Below are 17,305 nucleotides of genomic sequence, written 5' to 3' on the forward strand. Positions count from 1 at the left end.
AGGGTCACCTGTATGAGCCTCGACGACGAGCGGGTCACGACGCTGGACGACCTCAAGACCGATCTGGCGCGCCGCCACAAGCGGACACCGAGCGGCGGCGCCTCGGTGGACCCTGCCGTCGTCGACGCGGACCTCGACAAGCTCGACCGCGACGGCTACCTCATCTGGGAGCACCTGCTCACCGCCGACGAGTGCGAGCGGATTCGCGACGAGGTCGCCCGCTGGCTCGGACACACCGGGCGCAACTCCTTCGAGGGGCGGCGCACGCAGCGTATCTACAGCGTGCTGAGCCGCACGCGGGTCTGCGACCGGCTCGTCGATCATCCCCGGGTGCTGGCGGTGCTGGACCGACTGCTGATGCCCAACTACTTGTTATCGGCGTTGCAGGCCATCAACATTCAGCCCGGTGAGTCCGCCCAGCTGCCCCACCACGACGACGGCTTCTACCCCATCCCGCGGCCCAGGGCGCCCCTGGCCGCCGCGACCATCTGGGCGATCGACGAGTTTACCGCCCACAGCGGCGCGACCGTTGTCTTGCCCGGCAGCCACCGTTGGGGAAGGCGCCCGCCCGGGCCCGATGACCCCGCGCTCCCCGCCGTCATGCCCGCGGGCTCCTGCCTGTTTTTCGTCGGCACCCTCTGGCATGGCGGCGGCGCCAACACGACCGACCGCGCACGCCTGGCCGTCACCGCCCAGTACTGCCAGCCCTGGCTGCGTCCGATGGAGGCCTTCACCCTCTCGGTCCCGCGCGACATCGCCCGCACACTGTCCGAGGACATTCAACGAATGATCGGCTACAGCATCCACCCACCGTTCGTCGGCGCCGTCGACGGCCTGCACCCGCTGCGGCTCCTGCAGGAGTCCTGACCTACACGTACTCGTTGCGCGAAAGAATCAGCGTCGCAGCGGGTCTCGCGATCTCGACGTAGTGGTGGCCCGCGCCCCCGGCACGTGCCATCGCCGTCAGCAACTCGATGATCTCCGCGGCCTTGGCTCGGTCGAGACGCCACACGATCCCGTCGTCGCGCAACTCGATGTCGGCGGCGCCCGCTTCGATGACGAGCTCGTGCGCCTTGCTGCCGTGGCCCAGCCGCGCCGTCCCGTCCCGCGAGGCCTGCATCAACGCCGCAAGGACCGTCTCCGCGCCGGCGGTATCCATGGCGACCAGCACCGCGTCGTCGCCGAAGTAAAACCCCGGAACCAGCTCGGCCCTGATCACGGCCGGCCGCGTCTATCGCCGCTCGCCATCCGGCCATCCTAGGGCCCGGCACCGCTGGCGATACTCCCCACCGGCGGTCTTAGAGTGGCCCTCATGAGCGACATCACCACGCGGTTCGCCGATATCGTCGGTGCCGGCAACCTGCTGAGCGGCGACGCCGTCCCCGACGACTACTCCCACGACGAGGAGCTGACGCAGGCGCCGCAGAAACCGGCGTACGTCGCGAGACCCGCCACCGCCGAGGAGGTCGCACAGCTGCTCGCGACCGCCTCCGAGGAGGGCACGCCGGTGACGGCCCGCGGCTCGGGCACCGGGCTTTCCGGCGCGGCGATCCCGCGCGCCGACGGGCTGTTGATCTCGTTCGAGCGGATGAACGCCGTCCTCGAGGTCGACACCACCAATCAGGTCGCTGTCGTCCAGCCCGGAGTGACCCTCACCGAATTAGACGCCACCACAATTCCTTTCGGCCTCGGTTACATGGTCCACCCCGGCGAGATGTCGTCCAGCGTCGGCGGCAACGTCGGCACCAACGCCGGCGGCATGCGCGCGGTGAAGTACGGCATCGCCCGCCACAACGTGCTCGGGCTGCAGGCCGTATTGCCCACCGGTGAGATCATCCGCACCGGCGGCAAGATCGCCAAGGTCTCCACGGGTTACGACCTCACCCAGCTCATCGTCGGCTCCGAGGGCACCCTCGCCCTGGCCACCGAGGTGATCGTCAAACTGTACCCGCGCCTTGAACACAGCGCCACCGTGCTCGCCCCGTTCGCCGACTTCGACCAGGTGATGGCGGCGGTGCCCCGGGTGCTTGCCAGCGGGCTCGGGCCGTACATCCTCGAATACATCGACACGATCACGATGGCCGCCCTCGTGCACACGCAGGATCTGGAGCTCGGCATCCCCGATCAGATCCGCGACAGCTGCCAGGCGTATCTCGTTGTTGCACTGGAAAACAGGACCGCGGAGCGACTGGACGAAGACGTCGAGCGGGCCGGCGAGCTGCTCGCCGAGCTGGGCGCCGCCGATGTCTACGTGCTGGAAGGCGGCTCGGCACGCAAGCTGATCGAAGCGCGCGAGAAGGCGTTCTGGACGGCCAAGGCGATCGGCGCCGACGACATCATCGACACCGTGGTCCCCCGCGGCTCCATGCCGAAATTCCTTGCCGCGGTGCGGGAGCTGGCTTCCACCGCGGGCGGCGCCGCGGCGGGCTGCGGGCACGCCGGCGACGGCAACGTGCACCTGGCCATCTTGTGCAAGGACGCGGAGAAGCGCAAGAAGCTCATGGGCGACATCTTCGCGTTGGCAATCGAATTGGGCGGCGCGATCTCCGGTGAACACGGCCTCGGACGCGCCAAGACGCCGTACTTCCTCAAGCTCGAGGATCCAGCCAAGGTCGCGCTCATGCATCGCATCAAGCGCAGCTTCGACCCCGCGGGCATCCTCAACCCCGACGTGCTGTTCGCCGAACCCTGAGCGGCAGCGCCGACCGTGGGGCTTATGGAGGAAAAATCGACAGATCTCGTCCATAACGCCCACGCTCGGTGCGCGCGGGGCGGTTCTCTCGGGGCGGCGGCGAGAACGTCGACGAACCTAAGCGGCGGAGGCGTACTCCAGCGCCGCCTCCGACGAATCGACGTGGCCGTTGCTGATGATCCGAAGCCGTTCGGGGCGCACCTCGTAATGGACCCCGCCGGACGGGTTGGTGGCGTCGAATCCGCCGGAAGTGCGCACCACATCGGCCAATTGGATGTGGGCGCCATCGCGTATCCGTTCGCCGCGGTAGTAGAAGCTGCTGGGTCCGGTGCTGCAGACCACCACGAGGGACAGGGACGTTCGGAGCACCGCGGCCGGCGGGTTGCCGGGGTCGCAGCGGGCGGTGTGTCCGACGAAGCCCAGCCCGTCGGCGCCGGAGACGGGCCGTGACAGCGTCGGCGTCGCGGAGGCCGGCGCGGTCGACGGGGGTGACGCGGACACCGTGCCGGGCGGCGGGCCGTGCCGGTTGCCGACGACCATCACCACCGCCGCGATGACGGCCGCCACCGCCAGCAGCGCCGCGGCCGCCCCGGCCGCGACCCGGGGGCCGCGGCCGAGTGTCGACGGTGCCGCGGCGGTCTCCGCGGCAATCACCGGATACGGGCTGTAGCCGGTGTCGTCGGGGTTCGGGTACATCGCCGTGAACGGGCGCGTAGTGGGCGACCTCGCGGGCGGCGGTACGGACCACGCCGCCGCGTTGGCCGCTTCTGCCAGCTCGCCCGCCGACGAGTACCGCGCCCCGGGCGGTTTGGCCATGCCCCGGGCGATGACGCCGTCGAACTCGCGGTCGATGCCGCGGCGCATGATGCTCGGCCGCGGCGGCGGCACATACAGGTGCGCGTCTTTCAGTTCGGCGAGGTCGTCACACACGAAAGGCGTTGCGCCGGTCAAGCATTCATAGAACACGCTCGTCAGCGAGTACACGTCGGCCTCGGGTCCCACCCGACCACCGCTGAACCGCTCGGGCGCCGTGTGGGCGCCCGGCCCGGCGCCGATGCCGAAGTCCGCGAGGTACGCGAAGTCGTCGGAAGCGAGCAACACGTTCTGCGGCCGCACGTCCCCGTGCACCAGTCCGGCGGCGTGCGCGGAGTCCAGCGCCGCCGCCACCTGCCCGACCATCGCGGCCGCCCATTTGGGTTCGAGCGGGCCACGCGCGCGGAGCAGCTCCGCGAGGCTGCCACCGTCGACCGGATGCATCGCGACGAACGGCACGCCGTCGATGTCGCCGAAGTCGTACACCGGCAGCACGTGCGGTTCCCGCAGGCGGGCCGTGACGTGGACCTCGCGGCGGAAGCGGTCCCGGAACCTCGGGTCGGCGGCCAGCTCGGGCCGCAGCACTTTCAGCGCAACGACCCGGTCGTGCCGCGTGTCAACCGCTCGATGCACCTCTCCCGTTGCGCCCACGCCGATCAGCGACCGCAGTTCGTAGGGTCCGAACGGGCTGGCGAGACGGGAACCGGGCTGCGGCGACGACAAATGACGATCCTTTCGCTGCGTTCGACTATGGGTTCCCATCTCGAGGCCTCGGGTAACCCGCGGCGAAGTACCGTTCGGTGATGCACGTCGACGCGATGACGGTCCCGCAGCCGCTGACGCAGGTCAGCGACCTGGCCAAGCGGACGCTGGCCGCGGGCTATTCCGGGCTGTTGTTCACCGAGACCGGCCGCACGGCCTACCTCAGCGCGGCCGTGGCCTCGCAGGCCGCACCGGGGCTCGAGTTGTCCACCGGCGTCGCGGTCGCGTTTCCGCGCAGCCCCTTCGTCACCGCGGCGACGGCGTGGGAGCTGCAGGAGGCGACCGGCGGCAAGTTCCGCCTGGGCCTCGGCACCCAGGTCCGCACCCACGTGGTGCGCCGCTACGGGATGCCATTCGAACGGCCGGGCCCGCGGCTGCGCGACTACGTGCGTGCGGTCAAAGCGTGCTTCTCGGCGTTCCGCACCGGCACGCTCGACCACCACGGCGAGTTCTACGACCTCGACTTCATCACCCCGCAATGGAGCGCAGGACCCATCGACGCGCCCGACCCGAAAGTCGATGTGGCCGCGGTTAATCCGTGGATGCTGCGGATGGCGGGCGAGGTGGCCGACGGGGTGCACGTGCACCCGATCGGCTGGACCGGCTACCTGAAGCGTCACGTCCTGCCGAACGTCGCCGAGGGCGCGGCGAAGGCGGGACGCTTGGCCTCGGACATCGCCGTGATCGTGCCTGCGTTGACGATCGTCGGCGACAGCGACGAGGAACGCGCCGTCGAACGGGAGTCGGTGCGCGCCAGCATGGCCTTCTACGGCAGCACCCCCAACTACGCGTTCATCTGGGACGAGGCCGGGTTCGAGGGCACCACCGCCCGCATCCGCGAGAAGCAGAAGGCCGGGGACTTCAAGGGGATGGCGGCCCAGATCACCGACGAGCACATCGCCGCGTTCGCCACCGAGTCGACCTGGGACGGCCTGGCCGGCGCGCTGTTGGAGAAGTACGCCGGGGTCGCTACACGGCTCGTGCTGTACAACGCCCTGGGCGGCGACCACGACCGTTTCGAGCGGTATGGCGAAATCGCGCGCCGGTTACGGGCCTGACCCTCCAAGCGGCATCAGTCGGTTCGCGGCGTGATCAGCCTGGCGGTCGCGTCGAGGTCGACGTCGAGGGCATTGAGCATCAGCGCGAGCCCGGCGTACCGGTTGATGATCATCAACACTTCTACGGTGGCCTCGGTGCCGAGTGCGTCGTGCACGCGGCGGAATAGCGGCTCACCGACTCCGCGGGTGGTCACCAGCTCGGTCGTCAGATACAGCACCCCAAGCTCGACCACGTCGAACCCCGCTGTTTCCCAATCAGACTCGGAGGCCACAGCCTCCACCTCGCGGCGCTCGACGCCGGCGGTCCGCGCGATGTCCCGGTGCTGGCCCAGCTCGTAACGGCACTCCATGAGGTAGGCGGTGCGCAGGATGACGAGTTCGCGCAACCGCCGTGGTATCACCGGGCTGACCAGCGCGTCGCGTCCGGCCAACATCCAGCCGGTGAATGCGTGTTGCGCATTGGCCAGGGCGCGGTAGACGTTGAGATTGCCGCGCTCTTCAGTCAATTCGCGGGACCGCCCCTCCATGTCTTCGGGCCTGCGGTATGCGATTCGGGTCACGGGTCGTCTTCCTCCCTACGGGGTTCCAGGCTCGAAGCGGGCGGTGGCGTCGAGGTCGAGGTCGACCGCGTTGATCACCAAGGCCAGCCCGTAGTAGAAGGCAATGATCATCAGCAACTCGGTGAATGCCTCGTCGCCGAACATGCCGTGGGCGGCGGCGAAGGTCTCATCGCTCAACTGGTGGGTGGTGCACAACTCGGTGGTGACCTCGAGCGCCGTGCGCTCTTCCCGGCGCAGCCCTGCGGCATCGAGCGGGGCGCCGCCGGCGACGGCGTTGATCTGACGGTCGCTCAGGCCCGCGGCGCGCGCGCGACCGAGGTGGTGGAGGAGTTCGTAGGGTGAGGCCTGCAGGTGGGCCACCCGCAAGACAATCAGTTCCCGCATGCGTTCCTCGAAGGTCGGACTGGTGAACAAGTCGTCAGCCATCTGGGTCCATCCGCCGAAAACGTTCGGGGCGTTGGCGAGTAACCGAAACACGTTGATGTTGCCGTGTCGAGCCGCCCACCCGCGGATGGGTTCGGGTTGCCGCTGCAGGTCGGCGAGGGGAACTCGGGTCATCATTCGGCTCCTGTCGTTGCAAGGGTGAAGGTCCAGTCCAGGGTGACGAATGGTTCGTCGACCGCCGTTCCGTCGGGTGCGGTGCCGGGCTCGTGCCGCACGAAGTCGGCGTGCAGCGAGGTCTGGTCGGCGAACACGGCGTCGCGGCCGATATAGGGGTCGTCCTTGAGGAACAGCTGGGTGATCAGCGGCTGGTACCCCTCGGCGTGGAACCAGAAGTGCACGTGTTGTGGTCGCATGATGGAACGGTTTGCGGCCCCCAAGATCTCGCCACACGGACCGTCGGTGGGGACCGGGTAGTAGCGAGGCGTGATCGAGCGGTACCAGAATCGGCCCTCGTCGTCGGTAGTCAGCAGCGCGCGCATGGCGAATTCGTTGTGCAGCTTGTCGGTCTGCTGCACGTCGTAGAAGCCCGCGCCGTCGCTGTGCCAGGTGTCCACGTGCGCTCCGGCGATCGGTTCACCCCGCTCGTCGAGGATCCGTCCGGTGACGAACATCGGTGTGCCCGCCACGCCGTTGGAGATGTCGTCGCTGTTGTCGGCCCTCGGACGGCCCTCGACGTAGAACGGCCCGAGCAGGGCCGAGTCCGTAGCCGATCCACCCGGGCTCTTGTTCATGGTGTCCAGCAGCATGGACAGGCCCAGGATGTCGGAGGCGAGCACCACCTCCTGGCGGGTCGGCGTGGAGATCTTGCCCAGTCGTTCGACGAAGTCCATCGCGTAAAACCACTCCTCCCCCGTCAGTCGCACCTCACGGGCGAAGTCGTGCAGGTGTTGCACCAGACAGACCATGAGTTGACGAAACCGCGCGTCGGCGGACGTGTCGAACGTCCGCTGCACCGCCTCGGTGAGGGTTTCCTCGGTCAGGTTGCTTGCCATAGGTTGACGCCTTTCTCACGGGTTGATCACGACGCGGCCGGCAATGCCGCCGGCGACGGCACGGTAGGCCTCCCGCGCCTCGCCGAGGGGGTATCGGGCGGCGACGGGAAGGGGCTGAAAATCCCCGGAATCGAAGTGGGGTGCCAGCTGCCGCAACACGCGAGCGGACTCCACGAGATCGAGTTTCGTGCTGTCGACACCTAGGATCCGGGTTTCGTTGTGGTACAGCGCCCTTAGGTCGATGTCCACGGTGTCGGAGCCGACGACGCTGATCACAATGAGCCGACCTCGGGGGGCGACCGCGGCCAGCGCCGCGGGGGTGGTTATCCCGCCGACGGCGTCGTAGACGACCTGCGCGCCCGCGCCGCCGGTCCGCTGCCGGATTTCGGCGGCGACGTTCACTCCGGGTTCGATGGCGACGAACTGGTCGATGACGGCCGCCGCGGCGGTGCCCGGAGCGGGCTTGCGCCGATCCACGCCGATCACCGTGGCGCCCGCAGCCCGGGCTATCTGGGCAACCGCACCGCCGACACCGCCGGAAACGCCGAAAACGGCGATCGTTTCCCCCCGGGTGAGCAGTGCCGTCTGCACGGCGCCGTACCAGGCGACCACGAAGTTCACGCCGACGGTCGAAGCCTCGTCGAAGCTGAGGCGTTCGGGCTTGCGCGCCAGTGCCTCTACCGGTACCGCTATCAGTTCGGCATGAGAGCCGTCCCGAGTAAACCCGGTGTCTCCCCCGGTGCCCCACACCTCGGCGCCGAGCCACTGCGCCGGGCCGCCGACAACCACACCGGCAAAGTCACGGCCTGGGGTGCGCGGTAACCGCGTCCATTCCATCAGTCCGGCAACGTTTTTGACGTCCGAGGGGTTGACCGACGCCGCATGGATCCGAATCACCGCTTCGCCCAGGGGATCCGGTGTGTCGATGACCCGCAGGACGGCGGGGTCACCGAACTGGTCGAAACGCAGAGCCCGCATGACGCCTCCTGTGCACCGATGATGTCCGGTCGATGACATCAAGGCAACACCCGATTTATGATCGCGTCCAACGGTCAATCATGATGACACGTATCGCGCACTGCGATAGATTGCCGTAATGGAGCTGCGACAGTTGGAGTACTTCGTCGCCGTGTCCACCGAACTGAGCTACTCGCGAGCGGCTCAACGAATCCATGTCGTCCAGTCGGCGCTCTCGGCGGCGGTGGCCAAGCTGGAGAAGGAACTCGGCGTCGAGCTGTTCGACCGCGCAAGGCGGCAGATCGCGCTGACCGCCGCCGGGGAAGCCTTCCTGCAAGAGGCGCGGAACGTCATCCTCGCCACTCAGCGGGCCCGTTCCACGGCCCAGGACTACCGCGGCCAGCTGGCGGGGACGGTCACCATTGGCACCCTGATGTCTTGGGGCACATTGGATCTGGCGACCGCACTCGAAGAGTTCCGCGGCCGCAACCCCTTGGTCAGCGTTCGGCTGCGGCAGAGCCTGACCGGCTCGGCCGGCCATCTGGAGGCGATCGCCGCCGGGCGGATGGACTTGGCGCTGGTTTCGACCCCGTCCCCACCATCCAGTCAGGTAAACCTCCTGAGATTGACCGAGGAACCGATGGTCTTCGTCTGCGACCCCGAGCATCCGCTGGCGGATCGCCGCCGCGTGCAGCTTTCCGATCTCGACGGCGCGGACTTCATTCACTTCCCGCAAGGCTGGGGAATCCGTAAGCGCCTCGACACCGGTTTCGCCGATGCCGGAGCGCGGCCCGTCAACGCCTACGAGGTCGCCGACTATGCGATCGCGGCCGAACTCGTCCGGCACCGGCTCGCGACCACCGTGCTCCCCACCAGCGCGGCGGACCGGTTTCCCGACCTGCACGCGGTGCCGCTGCACCCGTCGATGACGTGGACGCTGTCGTTGGCATCGGCCTCGGGCCAAAGCGGCAGCCGGGCCGTGCGCGCGTTGGTCGACACCATTACCCGGCACGTCGGCAGCTGAGGTGCCTGCCGCGGGGTCAGCACTTGCCCGCCGTGATCTCGTCTTGCGCCTGTTCAAGATTCGACTTCGTGATCTCCAGCGCGTCGACCGGGATGAAGTGGTCCTTGGGCTTGTTGCCGTGCCGCAGGTCGTCGATCAATGCGGCCGCGGCGGTGCGGCCTGATGCGTAGCCACACAAGCTGATCGTCATGTCGAGCGTTCCTGCGCCGATGGCGTTCAGCGCGGGTTGGCCGCCGTCGGTGCCGATGATCACGATGCCGTCCATGGGGCGCCCCCGCTGCTGGACCGCGAGGATGCCCCCCAACGCGATGTCGTCGTTGTCGAAGTACAGCGCGTCGATGGCCGGGTTGGCGGTGAGCAGGTTCTCCGTCGCCCGCAGACCGGCATCCGAGCTGAACTGCCCGGCGTACGGCCCGTCGACGACGGTGATCCCGGGGGCAGTCTTGAACACCTCCATCGCGCCTTGGGCCTGCTGCTCGCTGAATGTCAGGCCGCGGATCCCGTGGATGTAGCCCACACTGCCGCGACCGTTGAGCGCGTCGACGATGAAATGCGCCTTCTGCCGGCCGACGTCGACATAATTCTGGCCCACGTATGCCAATTGGAACTTGTGGCCCGCCTTGTCCAGATCGTTGGCCAGAGTCACGACGGGCACGCCATTGCCGGCGGCCTGTTGGACCATCGGGATGAGCGCCGACTGGTCGACCGGCAGCACGATCAGGCCGTTGGGAAGGGTGCTCAGCGCGTTCTCGAGCTGTTCGAATTGCAGTTGGGGGTCGGTGTCGCCGTAGGTGACGTCGACGGTGGTGTGGCCGTCGGCGCGGGCGACATCCTGGACGCCGCGGATGATGTTCTGGAAATAGGGCAGCGTCCGCGAGTACACGTTCATCGCAATCCGCAATGGCGCCCCAGAGCCCACGACGGCTCCCGCCCCCGTGCCCGTCACGTGCGAGCAGGCGGTCAAACCGGCCAGCAGGCAGGTCAACGCGGCCAGCGTCGCAGCCCGTTTCGTGATGCCAGGCGTTGCCATGTGACGCTCCTTGCAGATTAGGGTGCGCGGTGCGGAGGTGTGAGCCTCAACCGTCGGCGGTGACGGGTTGAGACAGAGCGGCCGTCGAATCTTCGGCGGCGGCATCCGTACCGGGCACCGCCGATCCGCGGCGGGACCGCACCAGTCGCCGGCGCAGGAAGTCGACCGAGGCCGCCACGATCAGGACGACACCCACCACCACGTTCTTGTAATCCTCGTTGATGCCGCTGATCTCAAGCCCGTTGCGCAGCACGGCGATGAGCAGCACACCCCATAGGGTGCGCACGATCGATCCGCGGCCCCCGCTGAGGCTGGTACCGCCGACGACGACGGCGGCGATCGCCTCCAGCGCCAGAGTGGCGTTGGCATTGGGCTGGCCCGACTGGACACGAATGAGGAGCGCGATCCCGGCCAGCCCCGCGGCCAGACCGGAGATCAGGAAGACCAACATCGTGATCCGACCGACGGCGATCCCCGACAGCCGGGCGGCTTCCCGGTTCCCACCGACCGCGATCACCTGATACCCGAATACCGTTTGGCGCTGCACCCAATGCAGCACCAGGAACACCATCACCGCGATCCACACCACGACGGGCAGATCCGCCACGCGCAGCGTCGAGACTTCCGAGAACGCGGCCGGCAGCCCCGTGACGACTCCCCCATTTGTGAGGGCGAGCGCGACCGCGGACGCGATGATCATGGTGCCCAGGGTTGCGATGAACGATGGCACCTCAAGCAGCGTGACGACGACGCCGTTGACCGACCCGATCAAGAGCCCCAGGAGCAGGCACACGGTGACCCCGAGAACGGCGGAGCCGGTCCGAACGATGACCGTTGCCCCGACGACACTGATCAGCGCCGAGGCGGTACCCACCGACAGGTCGAGCTGTCCGGCGATGATGACGAAGGTCATGGCGAACGACACGATCGCCAAAATCGATGCCTGCGTAAGGACATTGGTGATGTTGACCGGGGAGAGGAACGCCGAATTCGTCGATCCCAGGTAGGTCACCAACGCAACCAGCACGACGGGCACGAAGGCCCTGTCGAGAATGTCGTCCAAGGCGAGTGCCCGATTTGTTGGTAACGCGCTCATCGATGTGTCCCTTCGGTCACCACGCCGACGACTCGCGCGGCCAGATCACGCTCGTCGAGTTCGGATGCGGGCCACAGCTCGGCGAGATGGCCGTGGCGGAAGACGGCGATCCGGTCGGCGAGGGCGAGCACCTCGGCCAAATCGGTGGAGTACAGCAGCACCGCGTTGCCCTTGTCGGCGAAATCGCCGAGCAAGTCGTGTATTTGGGCGCGGCCACCGATGTCGACGCCCTGGGTCGGTTCCTCGATCGCCATCACCCGCACCTCGGAGGCCAGCAGCTTGGCGATCATGACCTTCTGCTGGTTGCCGCCCGACAGGGTGGCGACGGGGACGTCGGGGGCGGCCATTCGGATGCCGAGCAGGTCCCGGTAGTGTTCCGCGCGACGGAGCAGGCGCTGCCGCGAAAGCCAGCCGTAACGGGAGACCCGCCCGAACGACGCCAGCGAGACGTTGAACGCGCACGACTGCCCCACCACGAGGCCACGGCCTTTGCGATCTTCGGGGATCAATCCCACGCCGTGCCGGTGGGCGTCTCGTACATTGCTGATCCGCACGGGCTTTCCCCCGAGCCGGCACGTCCCGGGCAGCGGGACGTCACCGGCGAGCATGGCGACGAGCGCCTCCGCGCCCGAGCCCGGCAGACCCGTCACCGCGAGGATCTCGCCCGCGTGGACGTCGAGGTCGACACCACCGCGGGTGTTACCGACCCGGACTCCGCGCAACGCCACCAGCACGTCGGAGCCGGCGCGCGAGGAGCGACGCGGCGCCGATTGTGCCGACCGGTCGCCGATCATCATCGTCGCCAGTTCCCTGGTCGTCAGGCCCACCGCCGGCCGCCGGGCTACCCGCGCGCCGTCACGTAACACGGTGATTCCGTCGGCCGTCGCGACCACCTCGTCGAGGCGGTGTGAAACGAACGCCAGGCCCAGCCCCCGGTCGCGCAGCGTCCGCATCATCCGCAGAACCCGTTTCGCCGCAGCGGGTTCCATGGCTGCGGTCGGTTCATCCAGGATCAGGAACCGCGGGTTGAACAGCATCGCGCGGGCAATCTCGACGAACTTGCGCTCGGCGGGCCCCAGCGCCCGGACGGTGATGCGCGGGTCAAGATCGACCTGCAACGCATCGAACGCCCGGAGCACCCGGTCGCGCCATCGAACGTGGTCCACGGCACCGAGCGCCTTCGCGCTGCGCGGGGGACGACGCGCTCCCGCCAACAGGTTGTGTTCCACCGACATGTCGGGAAACAGGTTGTAGTTCTGGTGAACAACGGCGACACCCGCGGCATGCGCGTCCTGCGGCGACGACCACGACACCGGGTTGCCGTCGAGGTACAGGGTTCCGCCGGTGGGCCGCATCGCGCCGGTGAGCACCTTGATCAGCGTGGACTTGCCTGATCCGTTCTCCCCGATCAGGGCTTCGATCTGGCCGGTCGTGAGCTGAAAGTCGACGCCGCGCAGCACCTGCACGCCCGAATAAGCCTGGGTCAGATCCCGGACACCGAACCGGTTCGCGGTGGCGGGCTCGGTTCGCGGACCGCTCATTCCGCCGCCGGCCCGATCGCTTGGGCGGCGGCCTTGCCATACTTGCGGACGTCGTTGACGACGTCGGCGCGCATGTCCTTGGGCCAGTCGAGCTGCGTCTTGGGCAACTCGCCACCTTCGAAGACCCGTTCGTAGGTCAACAGTTCCCAGCCGTATTCGTGTGGCAGATAGTTGTTGCGGATGAACCGGGTCCGGATGTCCTCCGGGAAAGTCTGCACAACGCCATTGAGCACAACGTGTGTGATCTTGCCCGGCGTGTAGAGCACGCGGATGTCGGCGAGCGGGTCCCCGTCGACGACGAGGATGTCGGCGAGCTTGCCCTCCGCCAGCACCCCGACGTCGCCGGGCAGGTTGACCGCGTTGGCTCCGTGCTTGGTGCCCGCCTGGATCGCCTCGACCGCCGGCATACCCGTGTACAACATCAGGATCTCGAGTTCGCGCGCGTGAAACTGGCCGTAAGGAACGGTGGCGAAGCCGCTGTCGGTCCCCATCGCGAACTTCACTCCCCCGCGATAGGCGCGGTGCAGGCTGTCCATGGTGGCCTCGTTCATCCGCGCGGTCGCGTCGACAATAGACCTTCGGTGCCCGGATATCTCGGCAAACTCGACGATGTGATGCATGAACAGTTGCGTTGGGGCGAGCGGAATTCCGCTTTCCGCAAGCGCTTCGATCGTCGGGTCGTCGAGGTAGTTGCCGTGCATGATGTGGTCGAAGCCGGCTGCCACCGCCGCACGCACCTCCGCGGCGCCGCGGGCATGGATGGTGATCTTCTTGCCCAGCTGGTGGGCCAGATCGGCGCAGACCTTCATCTCGTCGTTGGTGAAAGCCTGGAAGTCGCCGTAGGGACTGTCGGCCAGTTTGATCAGGTCCACCCCGGCTTTGACCTGCCGGCGGATCTCGTCGACCATCTCCGCGGCAGTGTTGGTCAGCTTGCCAATGCTGGACTCCGGGTTTCCCGTGGCGTCGGGAAACCAGTCGGTCAGGCCGTTGCTCGTGGTCAGATACCTACCGGCGGTCGTCATGCGGGGCCCGTGCACCAGCCCCTGCCGGATCCCCTCGCGCAGCCCGACGCCGATGAAGTAGCTGCCGCCGGGCTGGGAGATACTGGTGACGCCCGCGGCCAGGACCTTCTCCACGTTCGCCGCCGCGATCAACGTCCGCAACTCGGGTGGCGTGTAGATAGAGATCTCTTCCTCGGTGCGTGCGAGCCCATAGGTCATGTGGCAGTGGATGTCGATGAGCCCCGGCATCACCGTCTTGCCGGTCGCATCGATGACCGCCATGTTGGCGCCGCGCGGAATGTCGGTTTCGGGGTCGATGCTGCCCATCTTCGCGATGCGCGCGTTGTGCACCAGCACCGCGCAGTTGGTCAGCGGCGGGCTGGCATCACCGTCGACGACGGTGCCGTTTTCGATCAACAGCCAGGTGTCAGCGATCACGCACCCCCGGTGGTCCTTACCGCTGCCGCAGCGAAGAATTCGCGCAGGACGGTGACGAAGGCGTCGGGGTTCTCGAAGTACGGTGCGTGCCCGCAGCCCGGTATCACGCGCAGCACCGACCCGGGTAGCTCCTCGTGGGCCGCCAAGCCCATCGGCAGCGGCGTCCAGCGGTCGTTCTCGCCCCAGACGATCAGCGTGGGCAGCCCGGGACGCTCGAGGAGGAGTCGCTCGCCCTGTCGGTCGTCGTTAGCCTCGGCGTTCAGCGCGGCGGCCGCCGTCATCAGCGCGTCGCGCGCTCCCTGCGACGAGTTGATCATCGATTCTTCACGGACCCACGCATCGGTGACCGCCGCGGGGTCGGATACCAGGAATTCGAGCTTGCGGCGCACCGCCTCGACGCTGCCGTCCGCGACGTTCCCGGGGGCCACCTTGTCTTCCTCGGCCAGCTTCGAGATTCCCATGGTTCCGATCAGCACCAGGTTGGACACCAGGTCGGGGCGGTCGCAGGCCAGCCTGGCGGCCACGTGACCACCGAGCGAGGTGCCGGCAACGGTCACATTGGCCAGCCCGAGCGTGTCCAGCACCGCGGCGACGAATTCGGCGAATCCGCGGGCCCGATAGTCGATTTCGGGTCGCTTGTCGGCAAATCCGTGGCCCGGAAAGTCGATGACGTAGACGTGGAATCCGGCTCTCACCAAGCCCGGAACCACCGGGATGAAGCGGTCGGCGCGCGATCCGACGCCGTGCAGGCACACTAACGGGTGTGTTCCGTCGAGGGATTCGACGACACGAGTCCGGATCCCGGCCGCAGTGACGGGATAGGAGATCACCTGGTCGCGGCCGTGGGTGAACGGTAGGCCGGGGCTCATAACACGAGGTCCCGGGTGCGCGCCAATGCTTCGATCTCGACCACGAACCGCTCTTCGACGAGGCCGGCAACGACCAGGAGCGTGTTCGGTGGGTACACCCCGCCGGGGTAGATTCGCTTGAACACCTCCTTGCGGGTGGCCATGAACGCCGGAATGGTCTGCCGGCCGACGACGTAGGTGGTGAACTTGATGACGTCGCCGAAGTCGAGCCCGGCGGCGCCCAGCGCCCTGCCGACGTTGTCGAAGGCACCGCGCACTTGATCCTCGGGGCTGGTGCCGTCGGTGCCGAACTGGCCGGCCACGGCAACCAGCCCACCGGCGATGGACACCGGTGAGTAATCTCCGAACTTGCCCAGGCCTTCAACCGTGGGAACGTAAGTTACTGCCATCGTCTCTTGCTCCTTCTTCCAGATGTTTCCGGGCTACGGGCACTCGCTCGACAGGGCGGGTGACACCTGCTGCACGGTCGAGCGCAGATGGTTTCGGATCGCCGTTTCCATGGCGTCGCCGTCGCGGACCCGCAATGCGGCCAGCATCATGTGGTGCTCGTGGAGGGCGCTGTCTGCGGGCGGTCTGCTCGATACCAGGATGCGCACGTAGAACTTCGAGCGTTCGGCGAGTGCGCCGATCATGTTGAGCAGCTCCTTGTTCGGGCAGGGCTCGTAGAGGCGGGTGTGGAATTGCTGATTCAGCGCGGCCCACAGCACGGGATCAGTGACCTCGGCCATCCGGTTGTTGAGGGCGGCGATGTCGTCGACGTGTTCGGTGCGTGCCGCCGCGACGGCGAGGCGCCCGGCGAGCACCTCGAGTTGCTCACGGATCTGGTAGAGGTCGAGCAGCTGCTGCGGCGTGGGCCTGGACACCATCGCCCCGCGGCGGGGGTCGAGGGTCACCAGTCCCTCACTGGCCAAGGCGTGCAAAGCTTCCCGTAGCGGCGTGCGGCTCACATTCAGCCGGGCGGCTAGTTCGTCCTGCCGCAGCGGGACATCGGGTGGCAGGCTACCGCCGATGATGAGGTCGCGCAGGGCGTCGCGCACGGCGTCGCGCACGGTGCCGCTGCGGGTTATCGGCGCGATGCCCGTCCCGCCCTGTCGGTCGATGGAGACGGTCGCCGACACCTACTGCTCCCCCGCCACGGTGTTGGTGAGAGTCCCGAGCCCCGTGATCGATACGTCGACCACGTCACCTGGACGCAGGAACCGCGGCGGGTCGAATCCGATGCCGACTCCGGGGGGCGTGCCGGTGGCGATGATGTCGCCCGGCAACAGCGTCATGCCGGCGCTGATCGTGGCGATGAGTTCGGGCAAATCGAAGATCAGGTCGGTCGTCTTCGCGCTCTGTCGCAGCTCCCCATTCACCCGGCTCTCGACGAGCAGTTCGCGGTGGTCTATCTCGTCGGCGGTCACGGCGAACGGGCCCATCGGGCACAGCCCGTCGAGGGACTTGCCGAGGAACCACTGCCGGTGATCGTGCTGTCGGTCGCGGGCGGTGACGTCGTTGATGATGGTGTAGCCCCAGACATGGGACATGGCGTCATCGGCGCTGATATCGGCACCGCCCGCGCCGATGATCACCGCGAGTTCCGCTTCGTAATCCAGGGATTGGGTGAGGGATCGGTGTGCGGGTATCGGATCTCCGGGACCGATGACCGAGCCGGGTGCCTTGGTGAACACCACCGGCCGGTCCGGCAGCCCGTCGCCCGGTGTCGCGTTGTAGCCGGACTTGTCGAACTCGTTGGTGTGCTCGACATAATTCAGGCCGACGCAGAGAATGTTGCGCCGGGGGGCCGGAATCGGGGCGACGAGGGTCACCTCGTCGAGTGGCAGCGCGCCCGCGCTGTCCAGTTGCCCCACGGGCTCGCCCTTGGCGATGTGCGAGAGCAACCCCACCGGCTCGCCGGTCCAGTCGACGGCGTCCCCGCCGGGCAACGGGATGACATCCGTTCCGCGCACTACTCCGGCGACAACGCCGGTCGGACCTGCGAACGACACGTACTTCACGGGTGGCGCCTCCTCATCGGTGTTTCAA

18 protein-coding genes are annotated in these 17,305 nt (G+C 67.7%); 4 read left to right on the forward strand and 14 right to left on the reverse strand.

Annotation, left to right across the window (positions count from 1 at the left end; all coding sequences use genetic code 11):
• Positions 1 to 12: 12 nt before the first annotated feature.
• Entirely contained in the window at positions 13 to 867 is an 855-nt protein-coding gene (locus G6N56_RS06220; protein ID WP_085258603.1) for a phytanoyl-CoA dioxygenase family protein, read from the forward strand.
• Between the two features lies 1 nt (position 868).
• Here the strand turns inward: G6N56_RS06220 and G6N56_RS06225 are convergent, their stop codons facing one another.
• Complete coding sequence (locus tag G6N56_RS06225; RefSeq protein ID WP_085258602.1) at positions 869 to 1,219, reverse strand: hypothetical protein; 351 nt, start codon at positions 1,217 to 1,219, stop codon at positions 869 to 871.
• A gap of 93 nt (positions 1,220 to 1,312) precedes the next feature.
• Here G6N56_RS06225 and G6N56_RS06230 point away from each other — a divergent pair, with 93 nt between their 5' ends.
• Positions 1,313 to 2,692, forward strand: coding sequence for an FAD-binding oxidoreductase (locus G6N56_RS06230; RefSeq protein ID WP_085258601.1), 1,380 nt, complete (start codon positions 1,313 to 1,315; stop codon positions 2,690 to 2,692).
• Between the two features lie 117 nt (positions 2,693 to 2,809).
• Here G6N56_RS06230 and G6N56_RS06235 read toward each other — a convergent pair whose 3' ends face one another.
• Positions 2,810 to 4,228, reverse strand: a complete 1,419-nt coding sequence (locus tag G6N56_RS06235) for a serine/threonine-protein kinase (protein WP_085258600.1) — start codon at positions 4,226 to 4,228, stop codon at positions 2,810 to 2,812.
• An 80-nt stretch (positions 4,229 to 4,308) separates the two neighbouring features.
• Between G6N56_RS06235 and G6N56_RS06240 the strand changes: the two genes are divergently transcribed.
• Complete coding sequence (locus tag G6N56_RS06240) at positions 4,309 to 5,325, forward strand: TIGR03617 family F420-dependent LLM class oxidoreductase (protein ID WP_085258599.1); 1,017 nt, start codon at positions 4,309 to 4,311, stop codon at positions 5,323 to 5,325.
• 14 nt (positions 5,326 to 5,339) lie between these two features.
• Here the strand turns inward: G6N56_RS06240 and G6N56_RS06245 are convergent, their stop codons facing one another.
• From G6N56_RS06245 to G6N56_RS06260, 4 genes are read right to left on the reverse strand one after another with little or no spacing between them, the layout of a single operon-like run.
• Entirely contained in the window at positions 5,340 to 5,885 is a 546-nt protein-coding gene (locus tag G6N56_RS06245) for a carboxymuconolactone decarboxylase family protein (RefSeq protein WP_085258598.1), read from the reverse strand.
• 15 nt (positions 5,886 to 5,900) lie between these two features.
• Positions 5,901 to 6,443, reverse strand: a complete 543-nt coding sequence (locus G6N56_RS06250) for a carboxymuconolactone decarboxylase family protein (RefSeq protein ID WP_085258597.1) — start codon at positions 6,441 to 6,443, stop codon at positions 5,901 to 5,903.
• Positions 6,443 to 7,321, reverse strand: a complete 879-nt coding sequence (locus tag G6N56_RS06255) for a dioxygenase family protein (RefSeq protein ID WP_085258596.1) — start codon at positions 7,319 to 7,321, stop codon at positions 6,443 to 6,445. The genes G6N56_RS06250 and G6N56_RS06255 overlap by 1 nt, the downstream gene beginning before the upstream one ends.
• Positions 7,322 to 7,336: 15 nt before the next feature.
• Positions 7,337 to 8,299 (reverse strand): quinone oxidoreductase family protein, encoded by a 963-nt coding sequence (locus G6N56_RS06260; protein WP_085258595.1) that lies wholly within the window; start codon positions 8,297 to 8,299, stop codon positions 7,337 to 7,339.
• 118 nt (positions 8,300 to 8,417) lie between these two features.
• On the opposite strand from G6N56_RS06260, the gene G6N56_RS06265 reads away from it, so the two are divergent.
• Positions 8,418 to 9,302: a LysR family transcriptional regulator gene (locus G6N56_RS06265; RefSeq protein ID WP_085258594.1), complete on the forward strand. Its 885-nt coding sequence runs from the start codon at positions 8,418 to 8,420 to the stop codon at positions 9,300 to 9,302.
• Between the two features lie 16 nt (positions 9,303 to 9,318).
• On the opposite strand, the gene G6N56_RS06270 is transcribed toward G6N56_RS06265, so the two are convergent.
• The 8 genes from G6N56_RS06270 to G6N56_RS06305 are packed head-to-tail and all read right to left on the reverse strand — an operon-like array spanning position 9,319 to position 17,277.
• Entirely contained in the window at positions 9,319 to 10,332 is a 1,014-nt protein-coding gene (locus G6N56_RS06270) for a sugar ABC transporter substrate-binding protein (protein ID WP_158090774.1), read from the reverse strand.
• Between the two features lie 46 nt (positions 10,333 to 10,378).
• Positions 10,379 to 11,428, reverse strand: a complete 1,050-nt coding sequence (locus G6N56_RS06275) for an ABC transporter permease (RefSeq protein WP_085258592.1) — start codon at positions 11,426 to 11,428, stop codon at positions 10,379 to 10,381.
• Positions 11,425 to 12,969 (reverse strand): sugar ABC transporter ATP-binding protein, encoded by a 1,545-nt coding sequence (locus G6N56_RS06280; protein ID WP_085258591.1) that lies wholly within the window; start codon positions 12,967 to 12,969, stop codon positions 11,425 to 11,427. The genes G6N56_RS06275 and G6N56_RS06280 overlap by 4 nt, the downstream gene beginning before the upstream one ends.
• On the reverse strand, positions 12,966 to 14,408 hold the full coding sequence (locus G6N56_RS06285) for a metal-dependent hydrolase family protein (RefSeq protein WP_232069221.1): 1,443 nt from the start codon (positions 14,406 to 14,408) through the stop codon (positions 12,966 to 12,968). Before G6N56_RS06285 ends, G6N56_RS06280 begins: the two co-directional genes overlap by 4 nt.
• Positions 14,405 to 15,277, reverse strand: a complete 873-nt coding sequence (locus G6N56_RS06290) for an alpha/beta fold hydrolase (RefSeq protein ID WP_085258590.1) — start codon at positions 15,275 to 15,277, stop codon at positions 14,405 to 14,407. The genes G6N56_RS06285 and G6N56_RS06290 overlap by 4 nt, the downstream gene beginning before the upstream one ends.
• On the reverse strand, positions 15,274 to 15,666 hold the full coding sequence (locus G6N56_RS06295) for a RidA family protein (RefSeq protein WP_085258589.1): 393 nt from the start codon (positions 15,664 to 15,666) through the stop codon (positions 15,274 to 15,276). The genes G6N56_RS06290 and G6N56_RS06295 overlap by 4 nt, the downstream gene beginning before the upstream one ends.
• Before the next feature lie 33 nt (positions 15,667 to 15,699).
• Positions 15,700 to 16,395 carry a GntR family transcriptional regulator gene (locus G6N56_RS06300; RefSeq protein ID WP_085258588.1) on the reverse strand — a complete coding sequence of 232 codons (696 nt, stop codon included), beginning with the start codon at positions 16,393 to 16,395 and terminating at the stop codon, positions 15,700 to 15,702.
• Positions 16,396 to 17,277 carry a fumarylacetoacetate hydrolase family protein gene (locus tag G6N56_RS06305; protein ID WP_085258587.1) on the reverse strand — a complete coding sequence of 294 codons (882 nt, stop codon included), beginning with the start codon at positions 17,275 to 17,277 and terminating at the stop codon, positions 16,396 to 16,398.
• Between the last annotated feature and the right edge of the window lie 28 nt (positions 17,278 to 17,305).

The sequence above is a fragment of the Mycobacterium saskatchewanense genome (genome assembly GCF_010729105.1).
GTDB classification, from domain to species: Bacteria; Actinomycetota; Actinomycetes; order Mycobacteriales; family Mycobacteriaceae; genus Mycobacterium; species Mycobacterium saskatchewanense.

Excerpts from the sequence above, each read along its gene's own strand:
- G6N56_RS06295 (WP_085258589.1), bottom strand. The coding sequence starts at position 15,666 with ATGGCAGTAACTTACGTTCCCACGGTTGAAGGCCTGGGCAAGTTCGGA.
- G6N56_RS06240 (WP_085258599.1), top strand. The coding sequence starts at position 4,309 with ATGCACGTCGACGCGATGACGGTCCCGCAGCCGCTGACGCAGGTCAGC.
- G6N56_RS06265 (WP_085258594.1), top strand. The coding sequence starts at position 8,418 with ATGGAGCTGCGACAGTTGGAGTACTTCGTCGCCGTGTCCACCGAACTG.
- G6N56_RS06260 (WP_085258595.1), bottom strand. The coding sequence starts at position 8,299 with ATGCGGGCTCTGCGTTTCGACCAGTTCGGTGACCCCGCCGTCCTGCGG.
- G6N56_RS06270 (WP_158090774.1), bottom strand. The coding sequence starts at position 10,332 with ATGGCAACGCCTGGCATCACGAAACGGGCTGCGACGCTGGCCGCGTTG.
- G6N56_RS06255 (WP_085258596.1), bottom strand. The coding sequence starts at position 7,321 with ATGGCAAGCAACCTGACCGAGGAAACCCTCACCGAGGCGGTGCAGCGG.
- G6N56_RS06220 (WP_085258603.1), top strand. The coding sequence starts at position 13 with ATGAGCCTCGACGACGAGCGGGTCACGACGCTGGACGACCTCAAGACC.
- G6N56_RS06275 (WP_085258592.1), bottom strand. The coding sequence starts at position 11,428 with ATGAGCGCGTTACCAACAAATCGGGCACTCGCCTTGGACGACATTCTC.
- G6N56_RS06250 (WP_085258597.1), bottom strand. The coding sequence starts at position 6,443 with ATGACCCGAGTTCCCCTCGCCGACCTGCAGCGGCAACCCGAACCCATC.
- G6N56_RS06230 (WP_085258601.1), top strand. The coding sequence starts at position 1,313 with ATGAGCGACATCACCACGCGGTTCGCCGATATCGTCGGTGCCGGCAAC.
- G6N56_RS06290 (WP_085258590.1), bottom strand. The coding sequence starts at position 15,277 with ATGAGCCCCGGCCTACCGTTCACCCACGGCCGCGACCAGGTGATCTCC.
- G6N56_RS06280 (WP_085258591.1), bottom strand. The coding sequence starts at position 12,969 with ATGAGCGGTCCGCGAACCGAGCCCGCCACCGCGAACCGGTTCGGTGTC.